Here is a 24,698-nt window from a genome sequence, read left to right as displayed (position 1 = left end):
CTAGTCCACTTTTATCGCCAAAGATACGGTAAAAATACCAAAGCGATCGATGCGCATATCAATCTTTTTAAACCCTGCCTGCGTGACAAGCTGATCCATCTCTGCTTGCGAGCGGCAGCGCATCACCCAGCTACTGCCGCGATGATTGTTTAAGGTTTTGCTGATAAACTCTTGCTCAGGATGCCATGGCTGATTGGTATAAAGCAAATAACCGTTAGGCGCTAAGCTGTCATTTATACCTGCGAGCGCAGTACTGACCAAGGTATTGTCGGAGAATAATTCAAACACCCCTGAAGCGATTGCTACATCGAAGGCGTTTGCGGCACTATTTTTGACATTTGGTAAATTATTGCCTTGATTATCTTTATAGCTGGCATCATCAAAAGCGTCTTTTTGCACCGCATTGACCCGATTATCTAAGCCTAATTTGACTGCCTTATTTGTGATCACTTGCACATTGTGCGCGTCATAATCGCGCATCTCAGCTTGTAGTTGCTCATACTCTGCTAATAAATCAAAAACGTAATAACCATTACCACTAGCAATATCGAGAATACTTAACGTTGACTCATTATTTTCGGTTTCGCTGTTTATAGTCAGGATTTGCATACGCTGATCCAGTGCCTTTCGCCCAAGCTCTAACAAATGCTGACGGCGTATCCGAATCCCTTGCCAACCGATATTGCTCAGATAAAACTTATCGACCGCTTTACCAAAAGCATTGCTACCTTTCGGCGTGTTGGCATAGACTTTGTCAAGCGAGCTGCCAGAGTCAAAACCATGCTCTAGGCCGGTAGCGATAGCATCGCTGACATGGCCGAATTTTTGCATAGCAAAGCGGGTCATAGCAAAGCTTGGGTTAAAGGGTTTAATCGCGAGGCGATCGACTTTATCTTTACTGGCGCTATTGAGGTGAGCGCCGGTTAGATCCACTTTATCAGTGCTGTTCGCGAATAAGCTATCGGCAAAGTCGATACAATCAGCGAAGATATCAGCCTTATTAGTCTCATGAAATATCGCATGAAAGCTATCTGGGTATAGCTGCCAGCGCTTATTAGGTGAGCTTAATTGCTCATAAAACTGACGTTCAGCTTGCTTGTCGACCACATAGTCTTTGCCCGCGCATAGTATAAAAGTTGGCGCGGTAATAGCGCCAGCATCATCAAGCAGACGTTGACCGGTTGCATGAGTGTCAATAAGCAAGTCACTTGATATTGATCCTGAAATCAGTGGGTCTGCATTATAAGCGGCTTGCGCGTCTTTATCATGGGTCAGGACTTGCGCTTTGACATAGCTCGATACTCTGGACATCAAACCAAATTTACGCGCGACTTTAAGAGCCGGAATCGCAAAGGGAATATATAGACGGATGCTGAGCGCCGGCGTGCCAAGGATCATACCGCGAATATTTGGCGCATAATCATGCACCCAAGCCGCGGCTAATACCGCTCCTATACTACTGGCCACGATCACAGTATCTTCTAAGCCAATACCTGTTTGCTGAGTGACTAAGGTCACAAAGTCATTGAGGTCGCGCTCAAGCTCTGTAACGCTATCGGCGTGGTCTTTGATACCGCCTGAGCGCCCATTACCGCGTGCATCCCAAGCAAACACTTGATAACCGGCTTGGACAAAGCGCTCTGCTAACTCTGTTAAACGTCCCGAATGCTCATGACCTCGGTGCAAGAGGATGACTTGCTTTTGCTCGGACTGTTGCTTAGATAGATTAGCCAATTGCGCTAATGGCATGGTTAACCAATAGCGATAATAGAGCGCCGTACCATCGTAAGCATTAAAGCAGCTGTGCTCAGTGATAATACGAGCTGATATGTTAGCGGTATTGGCTGATGCTTTGACAGAGTTTTTTTCAGCTTTATGAGTAGGTTCGGTTGGCATATTAGCGCGTCCTTGTGAACGAATGGTGGAAGAGGCCTCGACAGACTTGGCTATTGGCGGCGGATGATAGTGGTTGAAGTAAAACTTTGCGATAAAAGCGAGGCGATTAAGCGAGGTCTTGATGAGTAATAGCTGATTGAGCAAAAATAAAGGCTTTATATAACCAATACGAGGCTGACGATGAGCCATACAATTAACGCAAGGCTGAGCAAAGGCCATAAAAAACCCAATAGCGCCTAACTCAAAGGCTCGATCGCTTTTACCCAATGGCCCATGATTGGCGCGTTCACCAGTGGTTAGACTGGCACTAATGGCCACCACTTCCGTTAGCATACTTAAGCTATTAATGAGCTTTAGATGAGTGTGATTGGAGAGTTTGGCGGAAGACAGATCCTGTGGAAGCTGTAAAGCCTTAGGACTAAAATATAGCTTGTTGCCAGTAGTGGTAGGTATATGCGGGGACAAACTCGCTATTAATAAATAGTCTGAGACTATATCACCACCTTCATTGAGCACCGCTCCTAGATTTGAGGCTTGCTGGTGCTCCTTTGCCATCATGCCATCGATGGCGTTTAATGCCATACGTATAAAGAGCGCTACAGGTAATATGAGCCAGATACGCGCATTTCGCTCAGTAGGGTTGTTCGTTAGGGTGTTATTATTCGCTTGCGGCGCTATATTGGCTATAACATAAGCGCTACCAGCACTAAGCACAATAGCGCTAACAGTGACTTGATTGGCACTCACGCCAAAACTTACCAAGGCATCACTGATAGGCCGCAACTGATTTTGAAATTGAGTCTTTAGCTGATATATAGACATAGTCAATAAGGTTCAGATACGAGTGATAAAATGACAACTGACCAATAAGCGCAGATGTAAAAGTACTAACAAATCCTACCACAACTATAAAGCGTTAAGATAAATAAAATCAAACATTAGTTCTAGGGATTATTTAGCCAATTTTTGTATGAACAGAATTAGGGCGTGTCCCTAATATTTTTTTGAATAAATATCTCCTTTTTTTCGTAATATCCCTTAAACTTGCTGATATGTTGCTCAATCGTAACGTTTATTGTATCAAGCAACTACAATGGAGCTAAATTAACCGAAGCAAATGGTAGCAACCCTGTATAGCACTAGATAACTTAAAACAAAAAAAGGGATTTTTATGTCAGTTATTCATCACAAGAAATCACCATATTCACTTTCAATGCTAAAGTTGATGCCAATTTCTATGCCGATGGCGCATCCGCAGCGTACCAAACGCAAATGGCTATCGCGCGCCAGTTATACGTTACTATTAGCGAGTAGCTCTGCGGTTATGAGCGGTTGTCAGTCTAATAAGTCGTTAGATAGCTCTAATCACAGCTCCGCTGCGCTCATCGATTTTAGCGTTGTCGACCCTGCGGTTATGCAAGCACAAAGTGAAGCTTTTAATCAAAGCCTACAAGCGCACGACGAGCGTTATGAGCAGCTCTTCGATCAAACCCGCTTCCCTAATAGTGATAGCCAAGCCAAACGTCATTTAATAAGTGCTATTCGTCAACATTTAGCGACTGAGCATGTCGCGGTGGCACAGGCTAACTATAATGCCGTGCCTTTTATCGATGCCGATAGTATCGATGCTGGCTCGACAGGGTTACTCAGAACGATTCTTGAAGTCTACGGCCATCGCGAAGCGCAAGAGAATGATGATTACGAAAATCATAGCGATTATGACTATGATGACTATAATAACTATAACGACTATGAAAGCCATAACGAAACCGCTGCAGATGCAGTGAGCGCAGCGGCTGACTTTGAAGTCGCTTATGAAGTGGATGGTTATGAGTATGATAGCGATGGCTACGATATCGATGGTTATGACGAATACGGTTATGATCGCAGCGGCTATGATTACTACGGTGAAACCGCAGAGGGTTATAACAATGGCAGCCGCGATACTAGCTTGCGCGCGCGTATAGCCAGTAACAATCCAAAACAGTGGTTGGCAGATTTTGAAGCACTGCAAGCGGCCAAACAAAGCGAGAAGGTTAAACCAACCAACCCTGCAGCCAATCCGGTCAAATCCTCCACTCCTGGCGCTATCAGTATGGTTTTAGATATGCTGCATAAAACCCCCGAGCAAGTCGCAGCTACCAACGCTTATCAGTATAAATATTTGACCTTTAATAGCGTTAGTCAATATCTACCAAAACAGCGCCAGTTTAAGAGCGTCTACAGCTACGATTACGCTGCACCTACTATCAGCTCATCGGTGCAGTTGCCGTTAGCTTTAGATTTCAATACCAGTAAAGTCACCTTAGATCCAGCGCTTATCATGCCGCTAGTGGCTTTAGCCAATCCTGAGGATACGCCAACGCAGATGACAGCGCATACGGTGGACTTTGGTTTACCTGAGGCTATCACTTCTCAAGTGCCAACTGCAGTCATCTATGACGCTGCTATCAATGCTATGCAGGCAAGCATGGCAGAGTTGGCGCCCGAACACTTCAGCGCCGTTGATATTCGAGAAGATGAATTTGCAAAACAAGTGGGCGCCGCGCGAGCAGTCAAAGTTAACTTTGGTAGCAAGCAAACAGGCGAGATCATCGGCAAAATGCTCAAATATATGAGCCAGTCGCTACAACAATATGTCGACGCTAATCCTGTTCAGTACCCAGATAACGCTATGCTAAAAAAGGCAATAGATAAAATACAGCTCTACAATAAGGGCTATCAAAGCGCTGATGTCGGTGCCTTATTGCAGCTGGTAGAAGCGATCTTCCCTATCTCCTTTAATCAAGTGAATTACTACTACCTTGATAGCTCAGATGAGTTACTGGCTAAGCAGCAACGGATCAATTTCGGTGGCGACTTGATGGGCTCAAACACGACTGTATTGAACCAAGTACGCTATGATCGCCGCAGCTTTGAGAGTAGTCCATTAACTCCACTACTGACGCAAACATTTGGCGCAAACTCGCAGCCCGCACTTGATGGCAACGCTTGGCTTGCCGAGCAACATCAACAAAAACAAAGATTAGAGCAGGCTCGCTACGCACGTTATGACTACGCTTATGAAGATGCATACGAAAATGGCTATGAAAGTGCTGACGATGACAACGACATGGATAACGCTACTAATAGCGCAGATTAATAAAGGATATAACTAATTTAAAATTAGTATTAAGCTTTTTAAGGATAAAAAATGAAAACTCAAATCAAGCCAGTAGCGTTATCTGTAGCTACAAATACCATTATGGCTAAGCGCTCGCTAGTCAGTAGCGCCTTGTTGGTCGGTAGTGTAGCGCTAACGGGTTGCCAGTCTATGAGTACCAACCCAAGCAGTGTGACTAATGTTGCCGCCAGTCAAAACGCGGCAAAAACAAGCTTAGAGAGCGCTCTAAAAAAACAGCGCCGTAGCTCGTTTAGTTACCATAGCAACATTGAGATCAGCAATGAGCAGCAGTTTACCAATGTAGACCAAATGCAACTAGTCGCCGCAGAGACTGCCGCCAGGTATTGTGAAGAGACCCATGATCAGGCCTATGCAGATTTGATTGCCCAAGCACAAGCGCAAAACTTAGAGCTGTCCGCACCGCAGTATAAGGTACAGCGCAGCGCACTTAAAAACAAATATTTAGCGTGTAGGGACGCTTATCAAGCTTGGCAGGCTAAGAGAGCTGATGACTATTATGATAGCTATGATGACTATTATGATGACTATGACAGTGACGAGAATGAAGCTATAGTCGAAGTCAGTGAACCGTTAGCTATCGAAGCGGAAGGGCAAGAGGGCGCCACTATCCTTGAAACCAGTACGATAAAGGGCAATCCTCTTAATGAAAAACAGAATGGAAGTACTTCACAGGCGGTAAGCCCTTATTATCAGCAGCTATTTGATAACTATGAGGATAAATCAACGCCACTCGATATTAAAAAAGCGCAATTGCTTGACGCGTATTTGCTCAAGCCTTTATCCATCAATGCGCAAGGCGTTTATCAGCCGCTAGCTGGCAGGTTTACGATGCTGATGAGCGCTCAGTATCATGCGCGTAATAATCGTACTACTATTAGTCAGCCTATCTATGTCGATTTTAAGACCGGTAATATCTATCTATGGGCTGATAACTTTGCACTACTGACCTCTGAATTTGCCGATGATAAGCTTGGCACTCAGTGGCAAAACAAATGGCTACGCTTAGCGCTTGATGATGGTAGCTTGCCCAAAGGCTTCGGTAAGTCAGTGATTAAGGCGCACTTTGAAGCCTTAGACCGCACTTATGAAGCGGCGCCCGAGAGTCAGTTTGACTATATTGCGCCGACGACTTTAGCGACTCTATCGCCCAAACTGCCTACGCCGCAGCTAAATACTATGCAGCAAACGCCGCAAGTCATCCGCCGCGTACAAAGTGCTGAGAGCTATGAGCAGTTTTATAAAGATTACGTCAGTATCTTTTATGAGCGGATGACTAATCAGTATCCTGAGCTTATAAAAGAAGCCAAGGCTTATGAGCCAAGCGCTCCTCGCCCTGATGCGACTAAGCTCACTAGCAAAGTACTCGTGCAGCAAGCTTTATCCTTGATGAAAAACGTCACCGATCGACAAGCAGATAGTATCGTCAATGACGTATTCGAAGGCGCAGCGCGTTCTGATAATGAAGCGATGAATAATAAAGTTGCAAACCAGCAGCCAATGATTCAAACGCTATATGGTTTGAGCCCACGCGGGCAGATACAATGGCAGCATCAGCGTAGCCAATATGCAGACTCACAAAAAGTCAATAAAGGGCTGACAATCGATGTTCTGCAGCAATATATGCCTGTCTCCTCAGCTATAGCGTTCCCAAACTTGCCAGCGGATAAACAAATCCCCAATGCTAGTAATAGTATCGATATCAGGAAGTACGGGCGTGAACTGATGCAGTATTATGAAGAAGGCAATGGTACTGCAATTGGGAAAATGCTCTATAGCACTTTGCCTATGGCCAAGACCATGTACAGTGGAATCGTAAAGCCAGCACAGTATCAACAGACGAACCTAGAAGCTGTTGAGGAAGAGGTTGCAGAGTAGCGGTTTTAGCTAAACTCTAAGTATAAACTAAACCCCTTGGCGCTATTTAACGATAGCGTCAAGCGGTTATTATATTCAACAAGACCTAAGTCATAAGTCTTATGGTTATAAATTAGCGCCATTGACCTTGATACATCGTTCCTAAGATAGGATTGAGCCCGATCTGATAAGCCAGATCAGCAGGGCGGGCGATGTCCCACAGTACTAAGTCTGCATCGCAGCCGACAGCGATTCTGCCCTTGTTGTTTAATCCTAGTGCCTTGGCCGCATGAACCGTAGCTCCTGCGAGCACCTCTTCTGGCGTTAAGTAAAACAACGTACAGCCCATATTCATCGCGAGCAGCAAAGAAGTTAGGGGTGAGGTGCCAGGGTTGCAATCGGTGGAGATAGCCATTGAAACCTTGTGCTGACGCAAAGTCTCTATCGGTGGCAGCTTAGTATCACGTAACGTATAAAATGCGCCGGGTAATAATACTGCGACGGTGTCGCTTGCGGCCATCTTCTTGATATCGTCCTCTGATAAATGCTCTAAGTGATCACTAGATAGTCCTTGATAATCAGCGACCAGTGCACTCGCGCCAATATTAGAGAGCTGCTCTGAATGCAGCTTGACCGGCAATTCAAGCGCGCGCGCCACTCCAAAAACCTTTCTGATTTGCTCACTACTAAAAGCTATCCCTTCACAAAAGCCATCGACAGCATCGACTAAGCCCTCACGATGCAAGATAGGCAACCACTCACACACTTGCTCGATATATTCATCAGCGCGGTCTGTATACTCTGGAGGCAAGGCGTGGGCGGCAAGATAGCTGGTGCTGACATCGATATGATGTTTTTCGCTAAGCTGACGGGCGACGGTGAGCATTTTACGCTCAGTCTCCAAATCTAAACCATAGCCGGACTTGATCTCGATACTAGTCACGCCCTCGCGCATGAGTGCAAGTAGCCGCTTCTCACTTTGCGCGAATAGCTCATCAATACTAGCCGCGCGGGTAGATCTCACTGTTGAGACGATACCGCCGCCTTGCTCGGCGATATCTTGATAGCTGGCACCATGTAGGCGCGCTTCAAACTCGTTGCTGCGGTTACCGGCATATACCAGATGAGTATGACAATCAACGAGACCTGGCGTTATCCAGTTGCCCTTAGCATCAGTAATCTGCTGGTTTTGATAGCTAGATAAAAAGCTTGATATCTCATTTTGAGCGCCTATCCAAGCAATTTTGCCATTGTTAATACCGATAGCGGCATTTTCTAGCTGACCGTAGGGCATATTATGACTGTTATTATCTGCACTTATATCAAAGCCATACTCAGCCGAAAAAGTCGCGAGATTGGCATTTATAATAAGGCTGTCAAACGATGTCATAGCGTTATCATTATTGATCTGTTTGGTAGAGTTGGTCATAATATGCTCCTGCTTATTTTAGGTGAAAGCTAGCGCGTTTATAGTTTTCAATCGAAACGGGGTAGAGTGCATTTCATGCACTATTTAACTCAGGTTTTATTAAATTATTCAGGTTTTATTAAATTATATAGTCAGTAAGTAGCGCTCAACGATGGTAGATAATAGACGCGCCGCCACCTTACAACTGCGGTTGTCAATATCATAAGTGGGATTAATCTCGGCAATATCTGCTATTTTAACTTTGCCTGAGTCCATGATGAGTTTGACCGCGCGCTCCACAAAACCCAAATTGATACCATAAGCTGCCGGAGCGCTAACACCAGGCACCACGCTTGCTGGCATACAATCCATATCAATCGTAAGATAGATAATGTCCACTTGCTCGATAAAGTGAGTGATTTGCGACGCTAGCTTTTTCCATTTTTTATGATTACAGTCTTCATCGCTAATGATTTGCACGCCTAAATCATCGGCGCGATCAAATAGGGCAGCAGTGTTTGATAGACGACTGACGCCAATGCAACAGTAATGAAAAGGCTGATTAAAGGCTTGTAGATGCTCAGCAATTTGCCGAAAAGGCGTACCGGATGTGGCAACATCAGAGGCACGAATATCAAGGTGCGCGTCAAAATTAATAATACCAATAGTAGGCATCGCTTGAGCCTTTATCTGATCTTGATTATTATGCTTTATTTGCAGCGCCTGCCATAGACCCAAAAAGCTACCATAAGCTATGGCATGACCACCGCCAAGCCCGATCGCTAGGCTGCCTTGTTTAATCACACTTGTAATGACATCAGCATAGCGCTGCTGCGCCTCCTCCAAGATTTGTTCAGCAAACTCATCATTGTCCTCACACTCGATGTCGCCGGCATCAGCCATTAAAGTTGTCAGCTTACCCTCAAAGCTGTCTTGAATCTCTTTGATAACAGGGAGACTAGCAAAAGTGCTTTTTAGTAGTGGCGGTGCAGCCCGTGCGCCAATGCGACCTTGATTGCGGCGCACGCCTTGATCGCAAGCAAAGCCTACTAAGCCAACGCGCTGACCTGCTTTATCAAAATCATAGGGCTGAGCAAGCTGATACCAATAGCGGGCGCGCTGTGTCTCGAATGGCTCAACGCGGCCTGTCCACAGACTCATATCCGCTTTTGTATGCTGTACCATGATGGCTGGCATGATCGGGCTCCTTTACAATGCTCTATTAATACAAGGCGCTGCTAATACAAGGCGCTACTTTGATAGATACCAGTCTGCGCGCAAATCTTGCCAGTGGCGCGTGAGCTCACCACTTAATACCAGCTGTTTGGCCGCTTCAATATCAGGCGCAAGATAGCGGTCTTTATCATAAAAGCTCACTTTATCACGCAAGCTGTTATGAGCGGTTTGCAGGGGCTTTGAGGTATCAAGACCTTGTCGAAAATCGATACCTTGTCCGGCAGCCAGCAGCTCTATACCGACAATGGTCGATGTGTTTTGTACCATCTCATATAGTCGGCGCGCTGCATACGTTGCCATCGATACATGATCTTCTTGGTTAGCAGATGTTGGGATGCTATCGACGCTACCAGGATGGGCGATAGATTTGTTTTCTGAAGCTAGCGCTGCGGCAGTGACATGAGCAATCATAAAGCCTGAATTGACTCCCGCGTTCTCAACCAAGAATGGCGGCAAGCCTGCGGATAAAGTCGCATCGATCAGTAGGGCAACTCTGCGCTCTGACATCGAGCCGATCTCAGCGATCGCTAATGCCAAGATATCAGCGGCAAAAGCCACCGGCTCGGCATGGAAATTACCGCCAGAGATTGCCACGGGGCCATCTTCATTATTGAAAATCAGCGGATTATCAGTCACTGCATTGGCTTCGATAAGTAGCGTTTGCCCGGCTTGATTGATAATGTCCAAGCAAGCACCCATCACTTGCGGCTGACAGCGCAGACAGTAGGGATCTTGTACGCGATCATCTTGCTCGCCCGCGTGTGAGGCACGAATTGCGCTGCCTTCGATCAAGCTTCTATGCGCCTGAGCAATCTGAATCTGCCCATGATGACCACGCACTTCATGAATACGCGCATCGAACGGGGCATCTGAACCTTTAGCAGCATCGATCGACATCGAGCCTATGATAGTAGCGGTCTCGAGTAGGTCACGCGCTAAGAAGTAACCGCGTAGTGCCAAAGCGGTCGACACTTGAGTGCCATTGATCAGTGCCAGCCCTTCTTTGGCTGCAAGAGTAATAGGCTCAAGTCCATGCTTTGCTAGGGCATCAGCAGCTGGCACTTTTTTACCAGCGACAAACACATCACCTTCGCCCATCATCGCAAGTGTCATATGTGATAGTGGCGCTAAGTCACCAGAGGCACCAACTGAGCCTTTGGCTGGGATATTTGGGGTGATTTGATTGTTGATTAAACCAAGTAAACTATCTACCACCTCGCGACGTACGCCAGACACACCTTGTGCTAGGCTAGCAACTTTCATCACCATAATCAGGCGCACCACGCCCTCTGGTAGCGCGTCACCCGTACCTACCGAGTGAGAAATGATTAGGTTACGCTGTAGCAGCTCAAGCTGGTCATCACTGATGCGGGTTTTGGCAAGCAGACCAAAGCCGGTGTTAATGCCGTAGGCGCTCTTATCACGCTCAATAATGGTTTTGACATTGTTATGAGAGGCGTCAATATCCGCGTAAGCACTCTCAGGTAGGGTTAGCGTCACCGGATTGTCATAAATATCGCGGAGCATAGCAAAGCTAAGCTTGCGAGGCGTTAGGGTCATTTTCTTTATAGTGGTCATGAAAGCTATCCTGGTAAGTAGGTTTTTTAGAATTTCAATTAATATGAGTATGTTATAGGGCAGTCGACTGCTACTTATTTCATCATTGGCAAATTTAAGCCGTAGTCTTTAGCGGTTTTGATCGCCAGCTCATAACCTGCATCGGCATGACGCATAACGCCTGAACCGCAGTCATTGACGAGCACGCGTGACAAGCGTTTGGCTGCGGCATCTGTACCATCAGCGACAATCACCATACCTGAGTGCTGTGAGTAGCCCATACCAACGCCGCCGCCGTGATGCAGCGATACCCAAGTGGCGCCGCCTGCAACGTTGAGCATAGCGTTGAGTAGCGCCCAATCAGAGACCGCATCCGTGCCATCTTTCATGCTTTCGGTCTCACGGTTGGGGCTGGCAACCGAACCGGTGTCTAAATGGTCACGGCCGATGACGATGGGGCCTTTGAGCTCGCCGTTTTTGACCATCTCGTTAAAGGCCAGACCCGCTTTGTCACGCTCACCAAGACCAAGCCAACAGATCCGCGCCGGCAAGCCTTGAAAGTGGATACGCTCTTTTGCCATATCAAGCCAGCGATGTACGTGGGTGTTTTCTGGGAACAGCTCTTTGATTTTCTGATCGGTTTTGTAGATGTCTTCAGGATCTCCTGATAAGGCGATCCAGCGAAACGGCCCTTTACCTTGGCAAAACAGCGGGCGGATATAAGCAGGGACAAAGCCTGGGAAATTAAAGGCATCTTTGACGCCTTCATCAAACGCGACCTGGCGGATATTGTTACCGTAGTCAGTCGCTGGAATATCCATCGCTTGTAGATCTAGCATGGCCTGTACATGCACCGCGCAAGACTGCGCCGCCGCTTTGGTCAGAGCTTGGTGTTGACTTGGGTCTTCTTGCGCCGCCTTCCACTCATCAACGCTCCAGCCGCTTGGCAGATAACCATTGATCAGGTCATGCGCTGAGGTTTGATCGGTCACCAAATCAGGTTTGATGTCTCCTTCACGAGCGCGCTTAACTATCTCGGGTAAAATATCGGCGGCATTGCCGAGTAGGGCGATAGAGATCGCTTCGCCTGCGGCAGTGTGCTGCTTGATCAGCTCGTAGGCATGGTCGAGATCGTCCGCTTGCTTATCGACGTAACCGGTACGCAAACGAAAATCGATGCTTGATTGCTGGCATTCGATGTTCAAGGAGGTTGCGCCGGCAAAAGTCGCCGCTAGCGGCTGCGCGCCGCCCATGCCGCCAAGTCCAGCAGTCAAGATCCAGCGTCCGCTCCAGTCGCCATCATAATGCTGACGACCTGCCTCGACAAAGGTCTCGTAAGTGCCCTGTACAATGCCTTGAGTCCCGATGTAGATCCAGCTCCCCGCTGTCATCTGCCCATACATAAATAAGTCTTTACGATCGAGTTCGTTAAAGTGCTCCCATGTCGCCCAGCGCGGTACTAGGTTTGAGTTGGCAATCAAGACGCGCGGCGCGTCTTCATGAGTTTGAAATACGCCCACCGGTTTGCCAGATTGCACCAACAGCGTTTGGTTATCTTCAAGTTCTTTGAGAGATTCTAATATCTGATCATAGCTCTCCCAATTGCGCGCCGCGCGGCCGATACCGCCATAAACGACTAAGCTCTTTGGGTTTTCGGCGACATCGGGATGTAAGTTATTTTGTAGCATACGAAACGGCGCTTCGGTCAGCCAGCTTTTACAGTGCAGCTCGCTACCAGTAGGCGCAGCGATTTCACGGCTGTCATCACGGCGAGTAAAGGTAGACTCTTGAGGGGCTAATGGAGTAGTCATCATCATTCCTTATGATTATCTAAAAAGCAGTTTCGGTATTAGTAAATAATTACGCTATACATATTTGTACGAAAAGTTGTATATACAAATTATCAATAATTGAATCGGCTTGCAAGTACTTTTTATCATTATTGACTCTGTCAAAATCGTATAATGATGGTTATAGTAAGGCTCATAATCTCATAAGAATGTGCTCTCAGTGCAGGCTGATGCCCTGTAACGACAGGGCGAAGCAATAGGTATAATTGAAATGACTACCAAAAATAGTAAAAAAAGCCCGGCGTATCAGCGTATTAAGACAGCAATTCTGCATAACATTCATAGCGGTAAATGGCAGGCAGGAGAGGCGATATCGACCGAGATGGCGCTCGCAGAAGAGTTTGGGGTGTCGCGTATGACGGTCAACCGGGCGTTAAAAGAGCTCAGTGAAGAGCGGGTATTAGAGCGCCGCCAAGGCTCTGGCACCTTTGTAGCGCAGCAGCAGTTTAATCATACCTTTGTCGAGGTGCGTAATATCGCTGAGGATCTAAAGTCCGCCAATCGCGATTATCAAGCGCAAGTGGTGAGCACGCGAAGTCTTACCCAAGAAACTTTAGCAAACGAGTTGCCTAAAGAAGTGCACGATAGGTTTAGCGATATCCTAGTAAAGTCTAAGCAAAGTAATAGCGCTCAGTTAGCAAAAGAGGATCTGCCAGAAGCACTAGTATATGAGGTGAAAATTATCCATTTGGCTGATGGGCTACCAATACAGTTCGAAGAGCGCTGGGTTGACGCGCAGCAGTTGCCTGATTTTATAGAGCAAGATTTTAGGGCCGTGAATACTAGTGACTATCTGATTGAGCAGACTCCATTAGAGCGAGGTAGCTATACTATTCAAGCGCTAGCGGCGCCTAAAGATATCGCTCAAGCTCTACAAATAGCGCCTAATTCGCCAACTTTAATGCTCCAGCGCCAGACTTATTCAGCGGGTAAGGTGCTAACGGTGGTAAAGATGTGGCATGCCGGCGAGCGCTATCAGTTTGCAGGGGAGCTATGATTAGTGATGATTGTTATTTTAGTCCGTTATCAAACGCTTATCGCTATTATCAAGTTTAAAGAGGCTAAGCTAAAAAAAGCATACAATTGACGTACTATAATATCTGCGCTGTTGTTGACATAAGCTACTAGGGCGTGTCCCTAATTCAAGCGTTTATGACTAAATGGGCTAAAAATGGCTAAATCTTTGGCAAACGGTGTCAAATAGCTGGTCAATATCTTGATATTACCTGCGCTATTTTCCTTGTTTGCCTGCGATTTATCTCATTTTCATCATCATTTTTGAAATAGGGACACGCCCTAATATGAATTGGCGTATTAAATCCAAACCATAAAAAGAGAATAACAATGTCGAATCAAGGTGAGATGAATTACGAAGTTATTGATAATAAAGACAAAAAACGTTTTGAAATTCATATCGATGATCAAATCGCTTTAGAGGATTACGAATTCTTTACCACCTCTCAAGGCGAGAAGGGTATTGAGTATAAACATACTGAAGTGCCTGATGCGCTTAGCGGCCAAGGTATCGCAGGCTACTTAGTCAAATATATCTTAGACGATGCAGCGGCTAAAGGTTTACGGGTCAAACCCACTTGTCCTTATGTAAAGTCCTATATCGACAAGCATCCAGAATACCAAGCCAATTCGGTATTTCATGACGCAACAGCTTAAGGTATTAAGCTAAGGTATTAAGCTAAGGTATTAAGCTAAGGTATCAAGGTACTAACTTAAGCTGCTAAGCCGATATAGATAGTACGATAGTAATAGCCAACAAAGAAGCCATGACGAATCATGGCTTCTTTTCTTGTTGCAATCATAAAAGCGGTCAAAAATAGCGCTTCTGCGAGATATCAAGCTTTGATGTGTTTTAAGTTATAAGTGCCAAAAGTTATGTGTGTTAAAGATACTGAAATTGCATTATTAATTGCGCTACTAATATAGTAGTTAAGCAATTAGTATAGGGCTTATATAGTAAGAATAAACATTTGACAAGTGGCTTTGGTAAAACCATACAAAAAGCAACGCAATGACACATATCTTTAGCAGGTTCGGCATTTATTTTTTCTAGTTTTTGCTAAAATTAGTGTCTTAATCTATTAGGCATGCTTAATAAAGCGTGCATTTACATGAATGCAAATCTCTGTGCTTAGCTCGTTTAACTTAACTTAACTGCACTTAACTGATTTGTACTTAAACGGTTTGACTTAATTAGTCTGTACTCAATAAAAGGATGATCTAATATGGCCTCACAATTTTTAAAACAAGCCAATCGCGCTGTCGCTATCGCCGCTGTCAGTGGTCTTGGTGTACTTAGCACAGTTGGACACGCTGCAACTTATGAGCTCGATCCCAAGCACACTGCGGTACGCTTTAGCGTAGATCACTTCGGTACTTCTACCAATGCAGGCGGTTTCTACGATTTGTCAGGTATCCTTGAGTACGCGCCTGAAGCACAAAAGGGCTTCGTTGGCATTACTATTCCTATGGGCAGCTTGAGCACAGGACTCAAAGCCTTTGATAATCATCTAAAATCTGAAGATTTTTTTAATGTCAAAGAATATCCAACGGCATATTTCAAATCTACCAACTGGCAGTTTGATGGTGATAAAGTCAAAACAGTCACCGGCGATCTGACCTTACTAGGGGAGACGCATCCGGTAACTTTGACAGCCACTAAGTTCAATTGCTACGACAGCCCAGTATTAGGCGTCGAGGCTTGCGGTGGTGATTTTGAAACCACTATCGACAGAACCAAATGGGGTATCGATACCTACACAGACGGCGGTATCATGAAAAACGTCAAGCTAGTGGTGCAGGTTGAGGGTAGCAAACAAGCTGATCTCAAATAGCCGCTTTTAAGTGCTAACTTAGTTTGTCAGCTAACTTTTGATTGAGTAAGGGAGGTTCTCTAGATAGAATCTCCCTTACTTTTTTGAAATAAACCATAATAAGGCGGTTAACATGGGACAGTTTGAAGACATGTCGATGTTTGTACGTGTTGTCGAAGCAGGTAGTATCACCAAAGCCGCTGAGCAATTAAATATCGCTAAGTCAGCGGTAAGTCGGCGCCTAAAAGATTTAGAGATGCGCTTAGGTAATCAGCTTATCAGCCGAACCACGCGTCAATCTAATCTGACTGAGGCTGGCGAGCAGTACTATCAGCGAGCGTGCAGTATATTGAACGAAGTTGACGCGCTCAACGAGCAGACCAGCGGCTCGCCTACGCGTATCGAAGGTACACTGAAGATGACCGCGCCGTTGACTTTTGGTTTGATGCATCTTAGCGGTGTAATTGATGATTTTGCCAATCAGCATCCCGGCTTGAGCTTTGAGCTGGACTTCTCTGATCGTCATGTAGATCTGGTCGAAGAGGGCTTTGAGTTGGCCATTCGTATTAGAGAATTGCAAGACTCTACACATCAAGCCAAGCGTTTAGCGCTGATTCGTTACGCTCTGTGCGCGAGTCCTGATTATCTAAAAAAAATGGGCACGCCAAAAACTTTAGAAGATCTCAAGGAGCATCAGTTTTTGCAGTATGGCCTTGGCAAAGATAGCAGCATAGCGCTAACGGACGCCGAAGGTAAAACGCATACAGTCGCTACTCAATCAAAAGTAAAAGCCAATAACGGCGACTTTTTACTCGATATGGCAGTAAAGGGTTGCAAATAGTTAAATAAAATATATACAAAACTACCTATTTATTACTATAATAGATAGATTATATCTATAATATAGAGAGCAAGTTATGGGGAAACTGGTTAGTATTGGGGAGGCTGCCAAACATTTCGGGGTTGCTCAATCCACATTAAGACGTTGGGATGAGGATGGTACGTTAGTCGCCAAGCGAACCGAAAACGGGCATAGGCGATATGATTTAAGTGAAATCAGACCGCATTCCTTGAATACACCACCTAAATTAGACCGAAAAACCATTGCTTATGCTCGTGTGTCGAGTCGTGATCAAAAAGACGACTTACTTCGCCAGTCTCAAGTTTTGGAACTTTATTGTGCCAGGCAAGGCTGGACTTTTGAGACGATTACCGATCTTGGTAGTGGAATGAATTATAAAAAGAAAGGCTTAAAAAACCTGCTTGATGACATACTGGGCAATAAAGTTGAACGGCTGGTAATTACCCATAAAGACAGGCTTTTACGATTTGGTGCAGAACTGGTTTTCATGTTGTGTGAGGCTCGTGACGTTGAAGTGGTAATAATCAATCAAGGTGAAGAGTTGAGTTTTGAGCAAGAATTAGCCCAAGATGTATTGGAGATTATCACCGTATTTTCAGCGAGGCTATACGGCTCTCGCAGCAAGAAAAACCAACAATTAATAGAGGCGGTTAAAAAAGCATTATGATCCGTGGACACATTATCGAACTCAAGCCAAACAACGTACAGGCAAATCACCTTGCTCGTGCTTGTGGCGTGGCGAGAAAAGCCTACAACTGGGCTTTGCATGAGTGGCAGCGGCAGTATGCGCTTGACAAAGCGTACCGTGATGCGTGTTTGGCCGCAGGCGTTGAGGTTGATACTAAAAATCTAAACAAGCCCTCACAGGCGAAGCTCAGACGCGAATTGAACGCCATTAAGCGTGAATTATTCCCCTATATGCTGGAAGTGACCAAATGCGCTCCGCAGGCGGCAATCATGCAGTTGGGTGATGCTTATAACAACTTCTTTAAAGGCTTAGCGAAATACCCAACCGCTCGTAAAAAAGGCCGTGACGATAGATTCAGTTTATCCAACGACCAATTTGCCATTAAAGGTAAATCCATTCGTATCCCAAACTTGGGCTGGGTTCGCTTAAAAGAAGCTTTACGTTTTGACGGCAAGATCATGTCAGCCACCATCTCTAAACGTGGCGGTAAGTGGTTTGTTAGTGTGGCTGTTGAAATACAAAAAGCTGTAATTCCTACTAAAAAGACAGGTAAAAGCGTTGGTGTTGATCTTGGTATTACCGACTTACTGGTTTTATCAGACGGCACTAAAATTAAAGCGCCAAAACCACTTCAAGCAAACCTTAAAAAACTAAGAACGCTAAACAAAGCGCTCAGTCGCACTAAAAAAGGCAGTAAAAACAGAGAAAAAGCGAAAACCAAGCTCTCTCGTTTGCACTATAAGATCAGGTGTATTAGGCAAGATTCTCTCCATCAAATCACAACAAGTCTGGTTAATGAGTTCGATGTGATTGCGATTGAGGATTTGAATGTCAAAGGTATGGTTAAGAACAGGCGGCTATCAAGAGCTATCAGTGACTTGGGTTTCTTTGAGTTTAAGCGACAGCTTATCTACAAAGCCACTGAGCAAGGCAAGGTTGTGAAATCAGTCGGACCCTTCTACCCAAGCTCAAAAACCTGTTCAAACTGCAATCATATCCTTGGTAAAGATGAGCTAACATTGAAAATGCGTGAGTGGTTGTGCCCTAACTGTCAGGTTTCTCATGACCGTGACCTCAACGCCAGCATCAATATTTTAAATAACGCGACTGTTATTTTAACAGCTGCATAATCCTGTTTATTGGACGGTGAGTTCCATCGCCAATTAAAAAAGTCTGTGGAGTCGTGGTCAGTCTAAATCTCAAATGAGAAATAGCGCGTGACAATGAAGCAGAAAGAAAACGTCAAACCTATCTAATAGTCAATATTGGCTAGGTTTGAGTAAGATTTTTGGAACGGTCAAGGTATTGCTTTTTTGCCTACTTTTATTACCTATAAGACCTTGGCAAGCGGTGATTTGGTATCTTTGCTTGAGGACTATCAACTGCCGACCTTAAATGCTTATGCTGTCTATCCAAAAAATCGATTTTTGTCGCAGCGCTGCCGCTACTTAATTGACTTTATTGCTGAGCGTTTGGGTGATGATCCTTACTGGGATAACCCTCTATAAGTGCGGATAAGTGATAAGCAAAAGCAAGCAGTTTTTTGAGCAGGGTCTGACGTGGATAGGGGTCACTGGTTACGCGATTATGCGCCTTGCCAGCTGTAGTCAGTGGTGGCGCGTCTATAAACAAGTCGACGGTCATCAGCGGGTCGCAGGCCGCAGTATTGTCGGATTACTTCTTTTACAAAGCCTGTGGATCCTTTGGCTGTTTTTACCTGTTTCGATGCAGATGCCAGCGTTATTTATCTTTATCATTGCTGAGTTGGTGATGCCGCTATGGGAGCGTGCAGCGCAGAACCTCAATTGGCACCCCCGTCATATTGCCGAGCGTTATGGTTTGTTGACTATTATTGTTTTAGGCGAGGGCGTGCTCGGCGTCAGCAATAGTATTCAGTACTTTTTAGTGAACTCCGATTCAGCGGCTAGTGTCATTATTTTAGTAGGCTCAAGCCTAGTGGCACTAGTGTTTGCATTATGGTGGCTATACTTTACTATTCCCTTTGGTACTATCTTAGATAATGTGCGCCGCCGTTATGACTTTTTTTTATTCGGTTATGGGCACTTTTTTGTTTTAGCAACCCTTGCGGCTCTTGGCAGCGCATTGGACTTAGTGACTAATGCTCGGGCGGATACGATGGATCAGAGCATTACGCAGCCTTATGCTATGGGGCTATTAATGGTTATGCTGTTGGCGTTTTTAATGAGCTTAACCTTACTTCGCAGCTTAATGTGCCGACAATCAAGTCACAATCTCATCGCTCTTATCTTTGCCACTATTATCGTTGGCTTAAGTTATCTGGCAGTCACTCAAGGCTTACCTATTACCTACGGTATTTGGCTGAGCATTCTTGCGCCTACCATCATGACTTGGTACTTTAAACAAGACAACAAAAAATGGCAGCCGCAAGTTAGACACTAAGTGCGTTTAACAGTTTCAACTTTTTATAAAACGTATTGAATTTATGCTGTGCAATTTAGGCCATACCACCGCAGACATTGGTTACAACGTACACATCCAGCATGTTGACGCAATACAGCAGATTCCAAAATACTACCTCTAAATAGTTTTATCTTTGAAGCTAACAGCCGATCTATAAGTAGATCGGTTTTTTTATATCGTATAAATTGGTCGTTAAAATAGATTGAATAGGTATGACTGTATGGCATAAATACTGTCTAGGTCAGCTAAACGGCATACCAGCCCTTCACATTGCTGGATTATTTCTATAAAATACCGACCGTGTGGTTTCTTTGGGGGCTGCATTCTATTATTTATTGCTTATCCATTTCACTCAATCAAGCGTGTACGCTGGATTTAACACAGGTGTTTTAGCTATGAGTCCTACCATCATTGCTTACGGTTATCTCGCCATCGCTATCATTTGTGAAGTGGTTGGCACGACCTTTTTGGTCAAGTCAGAGCAATTTACCCGTTTGGTGCCGACCTTGATTATGGGCGTGCTTTATGCCATCTCGTTTTATTTATTGACCCAGACCATCAAGACCATACCACTTGGCATCGCCTATGCGCTGTGGGGCGGTTTGGGGATTGTGCTGACCTCACTAGTCGGGGTGTTCTTTTTTAAGCAAAGTCTCGATACCGCGGCGGTGGTCGGTATTGCGATGATCGTCGGCGGCGTGGTGGTGATGAACGTATTGTCAAACTCGGTGGTGCACTGACAAGTAGGTAAAAATGAACATGGACACAAAAATGGAAACGAAAAACGCGCATAAACGTAAAAAACAGCCAGAGCTGGTGCGGCGGGCGCTGCTCGATGAGGCAGCACGTATCACGCTAGAGCAAGGCTTGTCTAAAGTGACTTTTCAAGCGGTGGCAGATGCCGTCGGCGTGACCAAAGGCGGAGTGATGCATCATTTTGCTACCAAGGACGCGCTTATCTTAGAGGTGTTTTATGATGCGATGGCCAAGTTTAAGGCAGAAGTCAATGCTGCCATGGCAAAGGATCCGGTCAGCTACGGCTCGTTTACCCGCGCTTATATCGACGCTACCATCAGCTTGGGCGAAAAAGGGCAGGCCGAGTTTAATAGCCAAGCGACTTTGTATGTGTTGATGCTAGGAGACCGGATGCTACGCGAACGCTGGGCTGAGTGGTCAAATGAGCAGCTAAAAAAACACGCGGATACTGACAATAGCGAAACGCTATGTATGGTACGTCTGGTCGCCGATGGTATTTGGCTCTCTGACTTTTCGGGTATCGATATCTCGGACAAGGCCTCAATACGTGAGCGCTTGATAAATATGACGCAGCAAGACTTTGATAAACCGTTTTGATAAATGACTTTGACCAATAACTTGATAAACAGCTTTGGTCAATAACACGCACATAGAAAATTTTATCTTTAACCTATGACGGCATGATTGACTGAACGCTTTTTTATAAATTCTCAGTCGCCTTAAGGAAAACTTATGACAACTACTCAGACAAACGTAAATAATTTACAAGACATTATCGACTTAACACAAACGCAGACCGCTTATATTAACGGTCGCTATCTAGCGGTCGATGATTCTTTAACGACTTTTGACGATATCAACCCAGCGACAGGTGAAGTGCTGGCGAGCATTCAGCAAACCACTGCCGAGCAAATCGATGAAGCGGTAAAAGCGGCGCAACAAGGGCAAAAAGTGTGGGCGGCAATGACCGCAGTTGAGCGTGGCCGTATTTTGTCAAAGGCAGTTGCGATATTGCGCGAGCGTAATGATGTACTAGCATTGCTTGAAACCAAGGACACCGGCAAAGCGCTGTCTGAGACTAAGTATGTCGATATCGTCACAGGTGCCGATGTTGTTGAATACTATGCAGGGCTTGCGCCAATGATTGAGGGTCGTCAGATTCCACTACGTGATAGCAGCTTTGTCTATACGCGCCGTGAGCCACTCGGCGTCGTCGCTGGTATCGGCGCATGGAACTATCCGATTCAGATCGCGATGTGGAAGGCTGCGCCAGCGTTGGCTGCTGGTAACGCGATGATTTTTAAACCCTCAGAAGTCACGCCACTGACGGCGCTTAAACTGGCGGAAATCTTTACTGAGGCGGGCATGCCAGATGGCGTATTTAACGTCGTACAAGGCGATTATAAAGTAGGCGAAGCATTAACTCAGCATCCTGATATTGCCAAAGTCTCGTTTACAGGCGGCGTGCCAACGGGCAAAAAAGTCATGGCAAGCGCGGCATCATCGTCTCTCAAAGACGTAACCTTAGAGCTGGGCGGTAAGTCGCCATTGATTATCTTTGACGATGCCGATATCGATATGGCAGCAGATATCGCCATGATGGCGAACTTCTACAGTACCGGTCAGGTCTGTACCAATGGCACGCGTGTATTTATCCCAAAAGCGCTACAAGCTAAGTTTGAAGAAGCGATCTTGACGCGGGTCAAACGTATCAAACTCGGCGATCCGATGGATGAAGATATCAATATGGGACCACTAGTGAGCTTCCCGCATATGGAGCGAGTGCTTGGCTATATTGAGCAAGGTAAAGCAGGCGGCGCGCGTCTATTGGCGGGCGGTGAGCGCGTGACGACCGACGAGCTGGCTAAAGGCGCGTATGTCGCACCGACGGTGTTTACCGATTGCAGCGATGACATGACGATTGTACGTGAGGAAATATTTGGTCCAGTGATGTCGATATTGACTTATGAGACTGAGGAAGAAGTCATTCGCCGTGCCAATGATACCGAGTACGGCTTGGCGGCAGGGGTGGTAACCAAAGATCTAACCCGCGCGCATCGCGTCATCGGACAGATAGAGGCGGGTATCTGCTGGCTAAATACTTGGGGCGAGTCGCCTGCGCAAATGCCAGTTGGCGGTTATAAGCATTCAGGTATCGGCCGCGAAAACGGCATCGAAGCCCTTGAGCATTATACGCAGACCAAATCTATCCAAGTCGAGCTGGGTAAGTTTGAGTCGGTATTTTAATAACTTGTATTGAGAAAACTCTTAATCAGTGAGAGTGATTTATTTGGGCTAATTTGTCTTTTTGATTCATTCATACTGATATTTAACGATTTGTTTTTCAATATTATGGAGCGTTTTATGACATCAACCACACCTGAGTATGACTACATCATTGTCGGTGCAGGCTCAGCCGGGAACGTGCTGGCCACGCGCTTGACCGAAGATGCCAACATTAAGGTGTTGCTATTAGAGGCGGGTCGACCTGATTATCGACTAGACTTTCGTACGCAGATGCCAGCGGCGCTCGCGATGCCGCTACAAGGCACTACTTATAACTGGGGCTACAAAACCGATCCCGAGCCATATATGAATAACCGCGTCATGGACTGTGGCCGCGGTAAAGGGCTGGGCGGTTCATCACTCATCAATGGCATGTGCTATGTCCGTGGTAATGCGCTCGATTTTGACGACTGGGCCAAAATCGAAGGCTTAGAAGACTGGACGTATCTCGACTGCTTGCCGTACTTTAAAAAATCAGAGAACTGCGACGCAGGCGAAAACGACTATCATGGCGTCGGTGGTCCGGTAGAAATGACCACCTCAAAACCTGGGGTCAATCCGCTGTTTGAAGCGATGATTGAAGCGGGCGTGCAGGCAGGCTATCCGCGTACAGAGGATCTAAACGGCTATCAGCAAGAAGGCTTCGGGCCAATGGATCGTTTTGTCACGCCAAATGGTCGCCGCGCATCAACGGCACGTGGGTATCTCGACCGTGCCAAACCGCGCAGCAATATCACCATTTTGACCGGTGCCTTGACCGATGTGATTTTATTCGATGGTAAGCGCGCGGTCGGCGTTAAAGTTGAGCATCAAGGTCAAACCAAAAAATTCTATGCCGCTCGTGAAGTGATCGTCTCATCAGGGGCGATCGCTTCGCCGCAATTATTGCAGTGCTCTGGTATTGGCCCTGGTCAGTGGCTCAAAGACGTAGGCGTTAATGAGGTTTTAGAGTTACCGGGTGTCGGTAATAATCTACAAGACCATTTAGAGCTGTATATGCAGTACGAATGTAAACTGCCCGTGTCGATTGCCCCTGCCAATAAATGGTGGAATAAACCTGCGATTGGTGCTGAGTGGTTGTTTAATGGTACTGGTCTTGGCGCGTCCAATCAGTTCGAGGGTGGCGGCTTTATCCGTACTGATGAGAAATTTACGCACCCCAATATCCAGTATCACTTCTTGCCATTAGCGGTGCGTTACGATGGTCGTAGTGCGGTGAAATCGCACAGCTTCCAAGCGCATGTGGGCTCATTACGATCACCGAGTCGTGGCCGCGTCAAGCTCACCTCAAAAGACCCAAATGCGCATCCAAGTATTTTATTTAACTATATGTCGCACGAGCAGGACTGGCAAGAGTTCCGCGCGGCGATGCGTATCACTCGCGAGATTATGCATCAGCCAGCGCTTGACCCATATCGCGGCCGTGCTATCGCGCCGACCGATGATCTGGTGACCGATGCGCAGCTCGATGAGTATGTCCGCAATCATAGCGAGACCGCTTATCATCCGTCGTGTACCTGTGCGATGGGTGAGGGTAATGATTCGGTGGTCAATGGTGAAGGGCTGGTACACGGTATCGATGGTCTGCGCGTGGTCGATGCGTCGATTATGCCAAATATCATCAGTGGTAACTTAAATGCTACCACCATTATGCTGGCCGAAAAAATCGTTGACAAGATGCGCGGTAGACAATTACCACGCTCGACAGCGGATTATTATGTCGCCAATGGCGCATCACTTCGAGCCGAGCCGATGCGTGCTTATCATACGACTGTATAAACAAACGTGCCAGCGAGTAGGCACGATATAAGGATAATATAACGTCAATTTCAAATAAAAGGCCTTTCAACG

General features: G+C 46.0%; 19 protein-coding genes. 14 read left to right on the top strand and 5 right to left on the bottom strand.

What is annotated here, in order from left to right:
• A complete protein-coding gene (locus tag JMY03_RS08260) occupies positions 1–2,643 on the bottom strand; it encodes an alpha/beta fold hydrolase (RefSeq protein WP_201602857.1) in 2,643 nt (880 codons plus the stop codon).
• Between the two features lie 478 nt (positions 2,644–3,121).
• On the opposite strand from JMY03_RS08260, the gene JMY03_RS08255 reads away from it, so the two are divergent.
• Both JMY03_RS08255 and JMY03_RS08250 read left to right on the top strand, forming a co-directional pair.
• A complete protein-coding gene (locus JMY03_RS08255) occupies positions 3,122–5,038 on the top strand; it encodes a hypothetical protein (RefSeq protein WP_201602854.1) in 1,917 nt (638 codons plus the stop codon).
• Between the two features lie 51 nt (positions 5,039–5,089).
• Positions 5,090–6,955: a hypothetical protein gene (locus JMY03_RS08250; protein WP_201602851.1), complete on the top strand. Its 1,866-nt coding sequence runs from the start codon at positions 5,090–5,092 to the stop codon at positions 6,953–6,955.
• A 112-nt stretch (positions 6,956–7,067) separates the two neighbouring features.
• Here the strand turns inward: JMY03_RS08250 and hutI are convergent, their stop codons facing one another.
• The 4 genes from hutI to hutU all read right to left on the bottom strand — a co-directional run bounded on the left by hutI (position 7,068) and on the right by hutU (position 12,946).
• Positions 7,068–8,363, bottom strand: coding sequence for an imidazolonepropionase (gene hutI, locus JMY03_RS08245; protein WP_201602849.1), 1,296 nt, complete (start codon positions 8,361–8,363; stop codon positions 7,068–7,070).
• Positions 8,364–8,486: 123 nt separating this feature from the next.
• Positions 8,487–9,539: a formimidoylglutamase gene (hutG, locus tag JMY03_RS08240; RefSeq protein ID WP_201602847.1), complete on the bottom strand. Its 1,053-nt coding sequence runs from the start codon at positions 9,537–9,539 to the stop codon at positions 8,487–8,489.
• Positions 9,540–9,593: 54 nt separating this feature from the next.
• A complete protein-coding gene (gene hutH / locus JMY03_RS08235) occupies positions 9,594–11,156 on the bottom strand; it encodes a histidine ammonia-lyase (protein ID WP_201602844.1) in 1,563 nt (520 codons plus the stop codon).
• 74 nt (positions 11,157–11,230) lie between these two features.
• Positions 11,231–12,946: a urocanate hydratase gene (gene hutU / locus JMY03_RS08230; RefSeq protein ID WP_201602842.1), complete on the bottom strand. Its 1,716-nt coding sequence runs from the start codon at positions 12,944–12,946 to the stop codon at positions 11,231–11,233.
• 250 nt (positions 12,947–13,196) lie between these two features.
• Here hutU and JMY03_RS08225 point away from each other — a divergent pair, with 250 nt between their 5' ends.
• From JMY03_RS08225 to betA, 12 genes are all read left to right on the top strand, one after another.
• Positions 13,197–13,982 carry a UTRA domain-containing protein gene (locus JMY03_RS08225; protein WP_201602840.1) on the top strand — a complete coding sequence of 262 codons (786 nt, stop codon included), beginning with the start codon at positions 13,197–13,199 and terminating at the stop codon, positions 13,980–13,982.
• Between the two features lie 347 nt (positions 13,983–14,329).
• Positions 14,330–14,656, top strand: coding sequence for a GNAT family N-acetyltransferase (locus JMY03_RS08220; protein WP_201602838.1), 327 nt, complete (start codon positions 14,330–14,332; stop codon positions 14,654–14,656).
• A gap of 569 nt (positions 14,657–15,225) precedes the next feature.
• Positions 15,226–15,834, top strand: coding sequence for a YceI family protein (locus tag JMY03_RS08215; RefSeq protein ID WP_201602836.1), 609 nt, complete (start codon positions 15,226–15,228; stop codon positions 15,832–15,834).
• A 112-nt stretch (positions 15,835–15,946) separates the two neighbouring features.
• Positions 15,947–16,654 carry a LysR substrate-binding domain-containing protein gene (locus JMY03_RS08210; RefSeq protein ID WP_201602833.1) on the top strand — a complete coding sequence of 236 codons (708 nt, stop codon included), beginning with the start codon at positions 15,947–15,949 and terminating at the stop codon, positions 16,652–16,654.
• Between the two features lie 76 nt (positions 16,655–16,730).
• On the top strand, positions 16,731–17,342 hold the full coding sequence (locus JMY03_RS08205) for an IS607 family transposase (RefSeq protein WP_201602830.1): 612 nt from the start codon (positions 16,731–16,733) through the stop codon (positions 17,340–17,342).
• Positions 17,339–18,493 (top strand): RNA-guided endonuclease InsQ/TnpB family protein, encoded by a 1,155-nt coding sequence (locus JMY03_RS08200; protein WP_093071385.1) that lies wholly within the window; start codon positions 17,339–17,341, stop codon positions 18,491–18,493. The genes JMY03_RS08205 and JMY03_RS08200 overlap by 4 nt, the downstream gene beginning before the upstream one ends.
• Positions 18,494–18,667: 174 nt before the next feature.
• Positions 18,668–18,871, top strand: coding sequence for a LysR substrate-binding domain-containing protein (locus JMY03_RS08195; RefSeq protein ID WP_227675581.1), 204 nt, complete (start codon positions 18,668–18,670; stop codon positions 18,869–18,871).
• Positions 18,872–18,881: 10 nt separating this feature from the next.
• On the top strand, positions 18,882–19,784 hold the full coding sequence (locus JMY03_RS08190; protein WP_227675558.1) for a low temperature requirement protein A: 903 nt from the start codon (positions 18,882–18,884) through the stop codon (positions 19,782–19,784).
• A gap of 416 nt (positions 19,785–20,200) precedes the next feature.
• Positions 20,201–20,545 carry a DMT family transporter gene (locus JMY03_RS08185; protein WP_100749782.1) on the top strand — a complete coding sequence of 115 codons (345 nt, stop codon included), beginning with the start codon at positions 20,201–20,203 and terminating at the stop codon, positions 20,543–20,545.
• A gap of 31 nt (positions 20,546–20,576) precedes the next feature.
• Positions 20,577–21,158: a TetR/AcrR family transcriptional regulator gene (locus tag JMY03_RS08180; protein ID WP_201602827.1), complete on the top strand. Its 582-nt coding sequence runs from the start codon at positions 20,577–20,579 to the stop codon at positions 21,156–21,158.
• A 135-nt stretch (positions 21,159–21,293) separates the two neighbouring features.
• Positions 21,294–22,808: a betaine-aldehyde dehydrogenase gene (gene betB / locus JMY03_RS08175; RefSeq protein ID WP_227675557.1), complete on the top strand. Its 1,515-nt coding sequence runs from the start codon at positions 21,294–21,296 to the stop codon at positions 22,806–22,808.
• A gap of 117 nt (positions 22,809–22,925) precedes the next feature.
• Positions 22,926–24,626, top strand: coding sequence for a choline dehydrogenase (gene betA, locus JMY03_RS08170; RefSeq protein WP_201602824.1), 1,701 nt, complete (start codon positions 22,926–22,928; stop codon positions 24,624–24,626).
• Positions 24,627–24,698 lie beyond the last annotated feature (72 nt).

It is taken from the genome of Psychrobacter submarinus (assembly GCF_904846685.1).
GTDB lineage: Bacteria > Pseudomonadota > Gammaproteobacteria > Pseudomonadales > Moraxellaceae > Psychrobacter > Psychrobacter submarinus.
Note: the sequence above shows the minus strand (reverse complement) of the source record. Positions and strands in the feature narration are given on the sequence as shown.

What these genes read in the sequence shown, in the direction of transcription:
- hutH (WP_201602844.1), bottom strand. Translation starts at nt 11,156, where the DNA reads ATGACCACTATAAAGAAAATGACCCTAACGCCTCGCAAGCTTAGCTTT.
- JMY03_RS08250 (WP_201602851.1), top strand. Translation starts at nt 5,090, where the DNA reads ATGAAAACTCAAATCAAGCCAGTAGCGTTATCTGTAGCTACAAATACC.
- JMY03_RS08220 (WP_201602838.1), top strand. Translation starts at nt 14,330, where the DNA reads ATGTCGAATCAAGGTGAGATGAATTACGAAGTTATTGATAATAAAGAC.
- JMY03_RS08255 (WP_201602854.1), top strand. Translation starts at nt 3,122, where the DNA reads ATGCCAATTTCTATGCCGATGGCGCATCCGCAGCGTACCAAACGCAAA.
- betA (WP_201602824.1), top strand. Translation starts at nt 22,926, where the DNA reads ATGACATCAACCACACCTGAGTATGACTACATCATTGTCGGTGCAGGC.
- JMY03_RS08185 (WP_100749782.1), top strand. Translation starts at nt 20,201, where the DNA reads ATGAGTCCTACCATCATTGCTTACGGTTATCTCGCCATCGCTATCATT.
- JMY03_RS08210 (WP_201602833.1), top strand. Translation starts at nt 15,947, where the DNA reads ATGGGACAGTTTGAAGACATGTCGATGTTTGTACGTGTTGTCGAAGCA.
- hutU (WP_201602842.1), bottom strand. Translation starts at nt 12,946, where the DNA reads ATGACTACTCCATTAGCCCCTCAAGAGTCTACCTTTACTCGCCGTGAT.
- JMY03_RS08215 (WP_201602836.1), top strand. Translation starts at nt 15,226, where the DNA reads ATGGCCTCACAATTTTTAAAACAAGCCAATCGCGCTGTCGCTATCGCC.
- JMY03_RS08180 (WP_201602827.1), top strand. Translation starts at nt 20,577, where the DNA reads ATGGAAACGAAAAACGCGCATAAACGTAAAAAACAGCCAGAGCTGGTG.
- betB (WP_227675557.1), top strand. Translation starts at nt 21,294, where the DNA reads ATGACAACTACTCAGACAAACGTAAATAATTTACAAGACATTATCGAC.
- JMY03_RS08200 (WP_093071385.1), top strand. Translation starts at nt 17,339, where the DNA reads ATGATCCGTGGACACATTATCGAACTCAAGCCAAACAACGTACAGGCA.
- hutG (WP_201602847.1), bottom strand. Translation starts at nt 9,539, where the DNA reads ATGCCAGCCATCATGGTACAGCATACAAAAGCGGATATGAGTCTGTGG.
- hutI (WP_201602849.1), bottom strand. Translation starts at nt 8,363, where the DNA reads ATGACCAACTCTACCAAACAGATCAATAATGATAACGCTATGACATCG.
- JMY03_RS08225 (WP_201602840.1), top strand. Translation starts at nt 13,197, where the DNA reads ATGACTACCAAAAATAGTAAAAAAAGCCCGGCGTATCAGCGTATTAAG.
- JMY03_RS08205 (WP_201602830.1), top strand. Translation starts at nt 16,731, where the DNA reads ATGGGGAAACTGGTTAGTATTGGGGAGGCTGCCAAACATTTCGGGGTT.